Source organism: Sarcina sp. DSM 11001 (genome assembly GCF_900101015.1).
Taxonomy (GTDB): domain Bacteria; phylum Bacillota; class Clostridia; order Lachnospirales; family Lachnospiraceae; genus CAG-791.
On the sequence record NZ_FNFZ01000005.1, the window covers coordinates 31,824 to 44,553 of the forward strand.

Sequence of the window (12,730 nt, forward strand, 5' to 3'; positions counted from 1 at the left end):
TTTTCACTATCAGTTGATATTAGTGTCAAAGTAGTAAGAATCAAAGATTGCCTTCGCGGTATCAGATGTAATAAAGGACACAAAATCAGCTGCGGCGGCTTTCTGGGCGTCGGTGGCTTCATCGTTAACAACCTGGCAGACAGGATAGATTACGTTGCCGGTCAAATCATAGCTGACTTTTTCCAGAATATCAACCTGATCCTCAAAGCCGTAGGTGTCGGAGTAGTAGGTGGTTCCGACTTCGCAGGAACCCTCGACGACTGCAGTCAGGACCTGGGAGACGTTGCCCTGTTCGGAGATCTCGACGCCGCCCAGCGCGTCGGAAACCTCGGCGGTAGTATAGACGGATGCGTCCTCGACTTCCGGAAGGATGCCCAGATTCATCAGAGCGGTACGTGTGTAGCGCCCGACCGGAACAGAGCCGTCCGCGAGGGCAATACTGGAGGCCTTGCCGATATCCGCAAGACCGGTAACAGCGCTCTCTGTATCCTTGCGCTTGATCACGACCACCTGGTTGTTGACGACATCAGCCCGGGTGCCCTCCACGACAAGTCTGTCTTCTTCCAGCTGGTTCATCTGCTTCTGTGCGGCGGAGAAAAAGACATCGCAGGTATAGCCCTCTTCGATCTGGGTGAGAAGCTTGCCGGAGGAATCCGCATTGAAGGTGATCTTTACATTGGGGTGCTCTTCATTGTATTTTGCTGCCACTTCCTGCATGCTTGTGTTGAGAGAAGCCGCGATGAAGACCTGCAGTTCTACGGGTTCCTCTGAAATCGCATTTTCTGCTGCGGGGGCCTGGGTTGACGCGGCTTCTTCCGCCGCGGAAGCCTGGGTCGATACCGCTCCCATCTCCACAGCTTCAGTCTCTACTTCTGTTTCTGTGTCGGAAGGGGCTTCGGCGTCCTCCACTGCTTCTTCCGTCTCCTGCGGGGCAGCTTCTTCTTTTTTCTGTTCAGGCGCCGCACTGCCGGCTGAACTGCCGCATCCCGCGGCCAGTATACCCGCCATCATGCCTGCCAGGATTACTGCCAATACTCTTTTTCTCATCTTTACCTCCTTAAATTAAATGTAATAGTGGTTTAAATGCAGCTATACTTCTCATAAACCAGTAGTTGCATGAAACAGTGATTGTATGAAACAGCATTGTTCATAAAACAATGTTATGCATAAAACAGCGTTATGCATGAAACATTCGTTATGCATACAACAGTGCTATGAATAAAATAGTGACCGGGAAAGCTGGTATCATCGTTATGTTTTCAAAAACCGAACGGTATTATTCATAGAGGGGAGAACGCCTCTCCCCTTCCATCACAAAATAATATCAAAAACATTGCGGGAAAAATGTGGGTTGACCTCCTCCCGGCACATTCTGTATGAATTCAAAGCACTGCCACGCAAGGTCCATCTCCTGGTGCAGTCCATAGCGTTACCCCACAGGATCCTCCTCCCGGCACATTCTGTATGAATTCAAAGCACTGCCACATAAGGTTCATGTCCTGGCGCATTCTGAAGCACTGCCCCGCAGGATGCGCAGGCCGTGGTCCAGAGCATTCAGGATAAATCCAAGGCTTTCTTTCACGGCCTTTGGACTGCCTGGCAGGTTCACGATCAGGGTGCCTCCCCGGATCACGGAGACTCCGCGGCTGAGCATGGCGCGGTCTGTGATTTCCGCGGACCGCATGCGGATGTATTCCGCAATGCCGGGAGCGTTCCTGTCCGCGACTTCCATAGTTGCCTCCGGCGTCTGGTCGCGCATGGAAAAACCAGTCCCCCCGCTGGTAAGAATGAGGTCTGCCTGGCGCTGGTCTGCCAGCCGGATGAGGGCCTGTTTGAGCAGTGCAGGTTCGTCGGGAAGGATCAGGGTCTCGATGACTTCATAGCCGGCCTGCTCCAGCATCTGCACCGCCGCGGGGCCGCTCTGGTCGACCCTGTCTCCCTTCGCTCCCTTATCACTGAGGGTAATGACCGCTGCCGTGAAGGGGCGCTCCGGATCCGGAAGCTGTGCTGTCAGCACATCACCGGGGCGGATCATCCCTTCCTCCAGGACTTCAGCAAAAACACCTTCCCTGGGCATGATGCAGTCGCCGACGCGCATGCGGATCGCGCAGCTCGTGTGACATTCCTTGCCAATCTGGGTCATTCTCATGACAACTGTCCCGGCCCGGAGGATCGAACCGACGGGCAGGCTTTTGAGATCAATGCCTTCCACCAGAATATTTTCTCCGAAATCACCGTCCTGAACCTGTGCCCCGAGGGCATTGAAAGCTTCTACCTTGTCATAAGAGAGGAGACTGACCTGTCTGTGCCATTTTCCCGCGTGCGCGTCTCCCTCGATGCCGAAATCCTTTTTTAAAATTGCTTCTGGTACCGGTCTTTTCTCCGTTCCCTTCTCTGAGCTGATACAGACAGCGCGTATGATTCCTCTGATCTCAGTTTCCTGTTCCATTTCTGTTCTTCCCTGTTCTATTTGTTCAAGTTTTTTAATTTTAATTCCTGTTTCCCTTTTCTTCTCGTTTTCTTTTGATTCTCGTTTTCTTTTAACTCTCGTTTTTCGTTTTCTTTTAATTCTCGTGTCTCTTTCTGTTCGATCTCTCTTGCCAGCCGGTTTCTTTTTTGAGCCGTTTTTCTTTCTGGCAGGTTTTTCCCACTATCTGGTTTCTTTGTCCGGCAGGTTTCTTTTTATCATCCACCGATCGCGCTCATTCCTGCTTTCTCCGTAATCTTTTCCGGCACTTCAAAGCAATGCGCGTCGGGTTTTTCATAGATTGTCTTGCGCATCTGCTCCCGCAGGGTTCTGCGTATTTCTTCTTCTGAAAGTCCTGCGCGCAGCACCGCCCGCAGATCAGTTCCTTCGTTATAACACAGGCAGGTTTTTAAAAAACCCTGCGAGGTGAGACGGACGCGGTTGCAGGAATCGCAGAATTTGCCGTGGATCGCGCTGATGAGCCCAAGGCTGCCCCGGTAACCGGGGATTGAATAGTAGACAGCCGGTCCGAAACCATGGACACTGTCCTCTTTTTTCATACCGGGATACATGCGCTGAAGCTGGTCCAGGAGGGTCCTGTGATCCACGACCCCGAAACGGCTTCTGCAGATTCCCTCCGGGTCCTCGTGAAAATCCTTCGGACGGGCTTCTTTTTTTTCAGACTTTGTATTCTCCCTGTCCCCGTAAGACCTGTAACTGCTTTCCAGATTTCTGTTTTCACTGTCTCTGACAGGGAAATCTTTTCCATACCCGATGGGCATCATCTCGATAAATCGGATGTCCACCGGCAGGTCTTTCGCAAGGGAAATAAGGGCGCGGATATTGTCTTCGCCGAGTGCCAGCGATACGGCGTTGACTTTCACGCGCAGACCTGACGCGCAGGCTGCGGGGATGGCACTGAGCACTGTATCCAGTCCGTCTGTCCCGGTAATGGCCCGGTACTGTGCGCGGTCCATGGTATCCAGGCTGATATTTACGGCATCGAGACCGGCGCCGGTCAGCGCGGGGAGGTTCTCCTGCAGCAGAATGCCGTTGGTGGTCATGGTCACTTTTTCGATTCCGGGAACCGCTTTCAGTTTCCTGACCAGATCCGGCATGCCCAGCCGGACAAGGGGCTCTCCTCCGGTCAGTCTCACGCAGCGAATACCGATGGAGGCGGCCTCTCTGACGATTGCGAGGATCTCCTCGAAAGTCAGGATCTGCGACATGGGCACACTGCGGATCCCGTCCGGCATGCAGTATTTGCAGCGCAGGTTGCACCTGTCTGTAACAGAGACCCGCAGGTAGTCGATTTTTCTTCCATTATGATCTATCATGGCTGGTCTCCGGGATCCAAATCTGTATCTTATGGTGCTCGTTATGGTACCTGCAGGGGCAGACGGTGTTTTTTGACAACAGTTTTTTTGACAACAGTTTTTTTGACAACAGTTTTATTTGACATCAATATTTTTTGACATCATCAATAATGAATAATGTAAAAAACAAGGGTTCTCCCGCATCTGCTTGTATTATTCCGTAACCCCCCAAATCATTTACGGTAAAACACTAAAAAACTGTTGAAAGCCATAACAAGGAGGATTTCTCAGTGTCCCTTGCCGAATCCGCAGTTGGGGAAGATGCAGACGGGGCAGCTCAGGCAGAGCCCGCCCTCGCCGAGGGAAGAGAGATCTCCAGCAGTGATCTCATCGTCTGCCATTACGTGAGGCAGCACCAGGTCAAAGATCGTCCGTCTGGCGTACATGACGCAGCCGGGCAGGCCCATGATCGCGACAGTGCGCGGATTCGGGCCGTCTTTTACTTCATAATAAGCGAGCATGAACATGGCGCCCGGCAGGACCGGCGCGCCGTAGGAGACAATGCGGGCTCCGGTGTTTTTAATGGCCAGAGGAGTCCTGTCATCGGGATCGACGCTCATTCCGCCGGAACAGCACACAATGTCCGCTCCCGCTTCTATCATCCTCATGATCGCGGCGGTCACTTTTTCATTGTCGTCATTCCACATTTCGCGGGCAATAATCTCTGTGTCGTATTCCGCAAGTTTAGCCTCGACGACAGGAGTGAAAGTGTCCTCGATCCTGCCATAAAAAACTTCATTACCGGTCGTCACGATGCCGGCTTTTTTATGGACAAAGGGATGGAGCGAAAGGATCGGCCGGCCGCCCGTGACTGCCATGCAGGCTTCGGAAGCAGCGGCCATTTTTTCCTCTTCGATGACAAGGGGAATGATACGGGTTCCCGCCAGCTTATCTCCTGTTTTGACCGGAAAACCGCCGTGGCGGGAGGCGATCATCATCTGTCCGAAGCTGTTGACTGCTTTGAGTCCCGCGCGGTTGACCTTGAGGAGGCCATCGCAGGCAGCGGTGATCTCGATCTTGCCCTCCTTCGCCCGGGAACGTTCCATGTTTTTCACGGGAGCTTCCGCGGCCGCGTTTTCGTCGAGTGTATTTTCCTGCGGGCCCGGGCCGATGCACAGACGGCACAAAATCTCCGCTGCTTCGTCTTCGTGCAGTATGCCTTCCTGTTTCTCCCATACATAAAGCTGGTCTTTCCCGACTGAAAGGAGGACAGGGATATCTTCTTTTGTCACAATATGTCCCTTGCGGAAGACCGCGTCCTTTGTGACTCCCTTAATGATCTGTGTAATATCATGGCAGAGGACCGCGCCCTCCGCGTCTATTGTCCTGATAAGTTTCATAGCTCTTTCGTCTCTTCTCTTCTTTCTTCTATCTCTTATTCTTTCTTCTGTCTCTTATCTCTTATCTGTCTCTTATCTCTTATCTCTTTGCCGTCTCGCTTCAAGAGTCTAAGCTTTGTCTCTTCTATCATTTTTTTGATATATTTTTTATGATAAAAAAATCTCCCTGAAGGCCTTGTCCGCATCCTCCCGAACGCGTTGAACGAGGGCCTGATATTTTTTCAGAAGGTCTTTGGCCTCCGGGGTCAGTCTGGACCCGCCTCCGCCGCTGCCTCCGATCCTGCGTTCCAACAGGCGGAAGCCCAGCTGTTTTTCGGCTTTTTTGATCATCCGGCTTCCCTTGGAGTAAGACAGTTCCATCCGGGCACATGCTTCCTGGATGGAGCCCGTAGCTTCAATATATTCCAGAAGCATGGCTTTACCCGGCCCGAAAATAATATCCTGCGCCGTCAGACGAACCTGGACAGAAGTTCCCAGAGGTCCCTTTTTATTTTCACTTGAGAGGTTATCCATATCTGTTTCCCGTCTTTCTGTCAACAGCTCACGATCTTAAGTCACGAGCATCCTTCGCTAAATGATGAAAGACACCGGTAAAGACATAAAGCCCGGCCAGCTTCTTCCTGGTCTGTGCTCTGATGCCCGGTTCTTGAAGTACAGCGTTCTGTTTTTTGATACCGAACGGCTGCAAGTGTATTGTAACATATTCTCCGGGATAAAAAAATCAGGGAATTCCCTGTATTTGCTACAGTACACGCCCTATCGAGGGCGTGTACTGTAGCTTGCGAAAATCCCATTCCAAATCGCTTCGCGATGGGATTTTCGCCGTAAAACTCGGGTTTTTCGCGAAAAAGCCGCGAAAAACGCCTCGAGTTTCGAGCCGGTCTGTACTGTAACCTGTATTTTCTCTATAAGGATACAAACAAAAAAGAATGTTGTTCTGTTTCGGGCAAAATGTTAAACTATTAATATATTCAATAAATGATTCGAAGAGTGAACTCCGGGATCTGATCTTATAAAATATTGATTTTCAAAGGGGGAGAAGTAATCGCCCCGCCTGGTCCGTACTGGCGTGCCTGTGCCGATTGGACTGCGCCGGCGTGTTTGATACTGGCGGTTCAGGGAACAAGGTAAAAATCAAGGCAGAAATCATTGTTGTTTTGAGCGAGGTATAAGCCCATGGACAGGACAGACTAATCTTAGGGTAAAGAAAAAATGGAGCATGGATGTATTCAATGACGGAGGAAAAGGAGAGCATTTTTATGAAGCGGAAGAACCAAAAGACATTCAAACTGCTTGCGATGGTGTTATCTGTGGCCTTCATAGTCGGAACACTGACGAATCCTGCTTACGCATACCAGGAAAAGCAGACATCCCCGGAGTCCGGTCATACGGCCCTTGCTGCTGCATCCAGTTCCCTGCTGTCAGCATCTTCGGTCAGGACCTCGATTGCGACAGCGACCGTGACTGGAATCAAAGACAAAGCCTGGACGGGGAAAAGAATCAGGCAGAAACCCAAAGTGTCCGTCAGCGGCTATTCTCTTACCGAGGGATCGGATTACACGATCAAGTATTCCCATAACAAAAATGTCGGAAAAGCAAAAATGGTCATTACCGGCAAGGGAATATACAAGGGCTCAATTACAAAACACTTTTTTATCTATCCGAAGGCTACAAAAATCACAAGTATCAGACGTTCCGGGTCGAAGATGACCATAAAATGGAAAAAAGTCGATCATCAGGTGTCGGGATACCAGATCGCCTATACTGCTGCGAAAAGACAAGGCGCAAAGATCCGCTATGCGGACATTACTGAGATAAAAGACCGGAACAGGACATCTAAAACTATGCGGATCACATCTACCTATGTAAGATACAGGGTCTGGATCAGGGTCTATAAAAAGACCGGCGGCAAGACCTATTATTCCGAATGGAGCGATTCTGTAGAGGCCTGGCGCGACTGATCCCGCCGTTTGACTCCTATACATTCCAGTTGTTTAAAATCCTATACGACTGGAAGTCTGGCTCTGTTTATTTATAAAAAAAATCCGGCCGAAGCCGGATTTTTTTCATTTATAAGTGGACTGTAAGTGGACTGCTTGTAAGTGGATTACTGTTCGCTTAATGCGGCAGCATCGTTCAGATTTTATTCTGGTCAGGTCTGGTTTTAACCCGGTTTTGGTTGATCTCAGTTGTTCAGTATTGTACTGAATTGTTCAGATCTGGTAGCCGACGCTCTTGAGGTAGTCTACGCTGGCCTTGATGTCACGCAGAGAGGTCTCCTGGTTGCGGGGATCGCGCTCCTGCTCAATGGTGATGTAACCGCTGTAGCCGATCTCTTCGAGGGCGGTCTTGATGCCGGGATAATCCAGTGCGCCGGTGCCGACAGGGCACATGGTGCCCTTGCCGCAGCCGTCAAAGAAACGGATGTGCTCGCTCATGACCTGCTCGTAAACCTTCTGGTCGACATCCTTGAAGTGGACGTAGTCGAGGACATCAGCGTACTTCTTGAGGTAGGTCACGGGATCCATATCGCAGTAGTAGAGGTGGCCGGTGTCCAGGCAGAGGCCGGCGATCTCATAAGGCATGTCCTGTACGTAGCGGGCGATCTCATCGGAGAACTCGATGTAAGTCCCGGAGTGGGGATGGATCACAGGGCGGACACCCCAGCTGTTGGCGCGCTCGCAGACTGCGCGGACATGACCGAGGAACTGTTTCCACTCCTCAGCGTTCATGCGGGGGGCGCGGTCCACGTGGCCTGCGTTGAAGTCACGTTCATCGTGGCCCCAGTCCATGACAGTCATGTAGGGGGTGGGGAACTTCTGTCCCTCGAGGACAGGAAGCTTGGGAAGTCTGTCATCGGTGATCAGTTTGCAGATATTGTCCACTGCTTCAAGGACGGAAGGCTGATTCGCGGGATCCACAAGGTCATGGAAGATTGTGCCGGCTACGATGGCGAGCTGGTTTTTCTCCAGTTCTTCCGCAACGACAACAGGATCGATGGGCATGTAGCCGTAAGGTCCCAGCTCGATGGCGGTGTAGCCTGCCTGATGTGCCTCGGAGAGCACTTTTGTCCAGGCGGGAAGGTAGGGATTCTCAGGATTGTCTACGCCCCAGGCTGCGGATTCGTTTCCCTTAAAGAGCATCTCCCATTTATCCACCCGGTCTGATACAGCGCGGTAGGCGTGGGGCTTATGAAAATCCAGAAGCACGGCTTCGTTCTGCCTCACCTGGAGGATCTTCCCTTCATATTCCACCTCCAGCTGTCCTTCCAGGACATAGATGACAGAATAGAAATCAAGATGTTCGCGCCGGACACTGTAGATCCTGTTGCATTCATATCTCCCGCTCCAGGCCGTATAAAACATGTGCCGGACAGCGGACTCCAGAGGGCTGTGGAAACCTCCGCCGCTTTCTCTGATAATTCCCTTTTCGTTGTTGATCCTGATCCGTTCTCTCGTTTCCTGATCCATGCTGTTCCCCTGTTGATTGGCTGTCTTTGTTTTGATGATGTGATTTTAGCAAAGCAAAAAGAGCAAAAAAAGACATGTCTTTGCTTAGAAATGTTCTCTTTTTGCTCTCTGTTTTAAACTGTACGCTTTCTGCTGTTTTATATAGAATTCCGGCTTGAAAACCAGAAAAGGAATGGAAAATCCATCGTTCTCTGTCATCCGACGTAAGTATTTGTGTTAAATACATACCGGTGACTGTTCATTTTTTGCCTGTATATGAACTTCCTGTCTGAACAGGGATCTGCGTCTGCCGGACCCAGCCCTTTTTCAGCGGAGTTTTACTCTCTTTCTGCCGGGTGTGACCGCCCTCTGGGGACAGACGAGTACGCAGAGATGGCAGCCGACACATTTTTTGCCGTTGAGCCTGGGCCTGCGGTCCTCTCCAAGGGTGATCGCCTGGTGGCCGCCGTCCGAGCAGGAGATCATGCATCTGCCGCAGCCGATGCATTTGTCCCTATTGAATTTGGGATAAATCACTGTATCGCGCTCGAGCACGTCAGTGGTATCACTGACGTTTTCCAGAGCCTGACCGCGCATTTCATCGATACTGCCGGCACCTATTTCCGCCAGGTAGAGGTTCAGCCCTGACTTGAGGTCTTCGATGATGCGGTAGCCGTACTGCATAACGGCAGTCGTGACCTGGATGCTGCCTCCGCCCAGCAGGATATATTCGAGCGCATCCTCCCAGCTTTCCACACCGCCCATGGCGCTCAGGTGCATCCCGCTGAGGGCAGGGTTGTCGCCCAGCTCCTGAATGAAGCGGAGTCCAATGGGTTTGACTGCATTTCCGCTGTAGCCGCCCACTGCGGACATGCCGTGGACCGCGGGCTCCGGAACATAGGTGTGAAGCCCCACTCCGGTAATGCTCTTGATGGTATTGATCGCGGAGATTCCGTCTGCTCCTCCCCGCAGGGCCGCCTCGGCAGCAGGGCTCATGTTCGCGACGTTGGGGGTCAGCTTGGCCAGGATGGGAATGTCCGTCCCCTTTCTGGCAGATGCCGTGAAGCGCTCCACCAGCTCAGGAATCTGGCCGATGTCGGAGCCCAGGCCGCCCTCCGCCATATTGGGACAGGAAAAATTGAGCTCTATCGCGTCTGCACCGTTTTCCGCGCAGAGCCGCGACAGCTCCTCCCACTCGGCTTCGTTCTGGCCCATGATGGATGCGAGGATGACTTTGGAAGGATATTTCTTTTTCAGTTCCCTGAAGATCTCCATGTTCTCGGCCACACTGTGATCCGAGAGCTGTTCAATGTTTTTGAAGCCGATGATGGTACCGGTGTCCGACGTGATCGCCGAAAACCGGGGTGAAGCCTCATGGATGTCCAGGGAACAGATGGTCTTGAAGGAGACCCCCGCCCATCCCGCTTCGAATGCTCTCGCGCACATGTCATAGGTACTGCCGACCACGGATGAGGAAAGGAGGAAAGGGTTTTCAAGAGGGACCCCGCAGATCTCCGTGCGGAGCCTCTCCTCGTCAGCCGGAGGATCGACCTCCAGCTCCGGTTTCACCTCTTCCTGCAGCCGCAATATGAGCCTGCGGATCGGGACCTCCTGTGGTCTGACGCAGGCCTTTTCGCAGGGCGCCGCGCAGTCTCTGCAGGGAATTTCGACAGGCAGACGCGCTGCAGCCTGCTTTTCATTGTCAAACCAGATGCTGCGCAGAAGACCTGCGGGATCCAGCCTGCCGCAGGCGCTGGTGCAGGGGGCGTCATGGCAAAGAACACACCGCAGCATGTCGGAGCGATACAGTGTTTTTGTAAGCATTTCCGGGCCTCCTCTCAATTCGATGATAACTTTGATGATAACATCAATTTGTCAATGGGATGGGGGTCAAAATATGTTCAGGTCAGTTCTGTTGTTTCCGGTCACTCATTAACAAGTCTGAGATGTTTTTTCGTGAAATTTCAATGCACTGCGCGTCTGCCTTCTTCCTTTTTTCCGGACGAGGCTTCAGAGATGGAGCAGGGCAAAATGCAGGTCAATACTGTGCGCTTTTGCCTTCTCCCGGGCGCCTGATCGCAAAGGAAATAAGGAAGGACAGGACGATCGCTGCCAGCAGAAGCAGGAGGGCTCCCAGGGCATAGCCCATCATATCAATGGTAAAGGTCATGGAGAGAGTCCGGGCGGTCCAGTCCGGATACGTCGCAGAGATCGATTTCGCGATGATGGTCCAGGTATAGACCGTTCCCGCCAGAAGGATGATCATGAATCCTGTGAGTAAATAGAGTATTCTTCTGTTCTTCAAACCGCTTGTCTCCGATGTTTATGCGCTGTGTTTCTGTTGGTTCTCCGATTTTTTCCTGCTGGTTCTCCGGTATTATCCGGCTGTTTCTTCGTTGCTTTCCAGCTTTTTACGTTATTGTCCGCTGTTTTTAGTTGATTTTCTATGTTTCTCTCAGGGAAGGAGTTTCCTGCCCGCCGGCTGGTCCGTCCGGTCAGGTTTTTCCTTCCTTCCATCGTTTTTTAACCCGGGCGAGACAGATCAGGCCCATGATGATCTGCAGCGAGGAGGAGCAGGGTGTGGCCAGTCCGATGTGGAAGAGGGAGACCGGCACGCGGCGACTCATGATATAAGACACGGGAACTCGCACGCAGAAGGCGCTGACGATCCCCTGCAGCATGACAAAGCGTGTCATGCCGATGCCGTTGTAAAAACCGATGAAGCAGAAAAAGATCGGCGTGAGCAGGCAGTCAATGGCATAAGCCTTCAGATAGTCCGCGCCCGCCGCGGCCACATCCATATCCTTGGCGAAGAGCAGAGCCAGTGATGTTCCATGAAAAAATGAAAAATAAAACATGACCGTACCGACTGCCAGCGACATAAGGATCCCGTAGCGCAGGGCTTTTTCCGCCCGGTCAAAGCAGCGCGCGCCGGCATTCTGGGCCACAAAAGCGGACATGGACTGCATAAAGGCCAGGGGCACAAGCATGATGAAGGCGCAGACCTTCTCCGCGACGCCGACTCCTGCCGACGGGATGACTCCCAGGCCGTTGACGATAGCCTGAATGATCAGAAAGGAGACACTGACCATGAGATCCTGGGCTGCGATGGGCAGGCCCAGGCGGGTAATGCGGCCCATGATCTCTCCCTGGAACCGGATGTGCGACCTCTCAAGGGTAAAGGGCATCCGGCCTTGCTCCATTCTTTTTTTCATCAGGAATAAAGAGATCACAACGCTGAGTCCCTGGGCTCCGACTGTGGCGATGGCGGCGCCGACAGTGCCCATATGAAAGACAGCGACGAGAAGCAGGTCGCCGGCAATATTAAAGACACAGGCGATGGCGACCGTGACCAGGGGCGTGACGGAATCACCGATCCCCCGGAAAATACTGCCGATCAGGTTGTAGGCGATGATCACCAGCATGCCCGCGCCGCAGATCCGCACATAGGCGGTCGTGAGGGCAAAGGCTTCCGGCGGCGCATGCATAATCCCGGCAATAGCCCCGGCCCCCGATACGCAGAACACCGTGAGCACAATCCCTATGCAGGCGAAAAGCACGATACAGGCCCCGATCGTCTCGCCGCCCTTCCGAGCCTGCCCCTTCCCGATCTGCTGGCCCAGAAGGATCGTAGCCCCCATAGCAAAGCTCGCCATCAGGTCGGTCAGTGTCAGCATGATCTGCGAACCCGTCGTGACTGCCGACACATGGGCTGAGACAGCGCCGGCCTCCGTAAAGCGGCCGACGATCATCAGGTCCACCGCCCCGTACATGGCCTGCAGGAAGAGCGCGGCCAGGACCGGCAGGGCAAACCTGACCAGCGGAAGCAAAATCTGCCCCTCGGTAAAAGTCATGACCTGAGCCTGTCCCCCGCTGTGTATTTCTCCTTCTTTCTCCATCTCCGTGCTCCGTATCAATTTATTCTTCTTCGCCTGTCGGTTCTCAGCCTTGTACTATCCGGATAAACGGACGATTTCCCGTTTCATGTCTTTTCTGTCAATATTTCAAAGTTCTTCAAAATCCAGAAACATTTCAAAGCTGTGCTTATATATTATATCACGATTCCATATGTCAGGGGGATCCAATGGCGCATTCAGC

At 52.5% G+C, this 12,730-nt stretch carries 10 protein-coding genes; 1 reads left to right on the top strand and 9 read right to left on the bottom strand.

The features are described 5' to 3' along the window. Positions 1–9: 9 nt before the first annotated feature. The 5 genes from modA to BLT02_RS03530 form a co-directional block, all read right to left on the bottom strand. A complete protein-coding gene (gene modA / locus BLT02_RS03510) occupies positions 10–1,047 on the bottom strand; it encodes a molybdate ABC transporter substrate-binding protein (RefSeq protein WP_092991618.1) in 1,038 nt (345 codons plus the stop codon). 445 nt (positions 1,048–1,492) lie between these two features. Beyond that, positions 1,493–2,449 carry an MOSC domain-containing protein gene (locus BLT02_RS03515; protein ID WP_092991620.1) on the bottom strand — a complete coding sequence of 319 codons (957 nt, stop codon included), beginning with the start codon at positions 2,447–2,449 and terminating at the stop codon, positions 1,493–1,495. A 236-nt stretch (positions 2,450–2,685) separates the two neighbouring features. Continuing rightward, the gene (locus BLT02_RS03520; protein ID WP_092991622.1) at positions 2,686–3,804 is read right to left on the bottom strand and encodes a GTP 3',8-cyclase MoaA; all 1,119 of its coding nucleotides are present in this window, start codon (positions 3,802–3,804) and stop codon (positions 2,686–2,688) included. Positions 3,805–4,070: 266 nt separating this feature from the next. Then, complete coding sequence (locus BLT02_RS03525) at positions 4,071–5,183, bottom strand: molybdopterin-binding protein (RefSeq protein ID WP_092991624.1); 1,113 nt, start codon at positions 5,181–5,183, stop codon at positions 4,071–4,073. Between the two features lie 147 nt (positions 5,184–5,330). Then, positions 5,331–5,696, bottom strand: coding sequence for a winged helix-turn-helix domain-containing protein (locus BLT02_RS03530; RefSeq protein WP_092991626.1), 366 nt, complete (start codon positions 5,694–5,696; stop codon positions 5,331–5,333). Between the two features lie 746 nt (positions 5,697–6,442). Here BLT02_RS03530 and BLT02_RS03535 point away from each other — a divergent pair. Further along, entirely contained in the window at positions 6,443–7,144 is a 702-nt protein-coding gene (locus tag BLT02_RS03535) for a hypothetical protein (RefSeq protein WP_139187402.1), read from the top strand. 252 nt (positions 7,145–7,396) lie between these two features. On the opposite strand, the gene BLT02_RS03540 is transcribed toward BLT02_RS03535, so the two are convergent. From BLT02_RS03540 to BLT02_RS03555, 4 genes are all read right to left on the bottom strand, one after another. Further along, entirely contained in the window at positions 7,397–8,653 is a 1,257-nt protein-coding gene (locus BLT02_RS03540) for a TIM barrel protein (RefSeq protein ID WP_092991630.1), read from the bottom strand. 306 nt (positions 8,654–8,959) lie between these two features. Beyond that, positions 8,960–10,456 carry an NAD-dependent dihydropyrimidine dehydrogenase subunit PreA gene (gene preA, locus BLT02_RS03545; protein WP_092991633.1) on the bottom strand — a complete coding sequence of 499 codons (1,497 nt, stop codon included), beginning with the start codon at positions 10,454–10,456 and terminating at the stop codon, positions 8,960–8,962. A gap of 214 nt (positions 10,457–10,670) precedes the next feature. Next, positions 10,671–10,937, bottom strand: a complete 267-nt coding sequence (locus tag BLT02_RS03550) for a hypothetical protein (protein WP_092991635.1) — start codon at positions 10,935–10,937, stop codon at positions 10,671–10,673. Between the two features lie 190 nt (positions 10,938–11,127). Next, entirely contained in the window at positions 11,128–12,531 is a 1,404-nt protein-coding gene (locus BLT02_RS03555) for an MATE family efflux transporter (RefSeq protein ID WP_242869689.1), read from the bottom strand. Between the last annotated feature and the right edge of the window lie 199 nt (positions 12,532–12,730).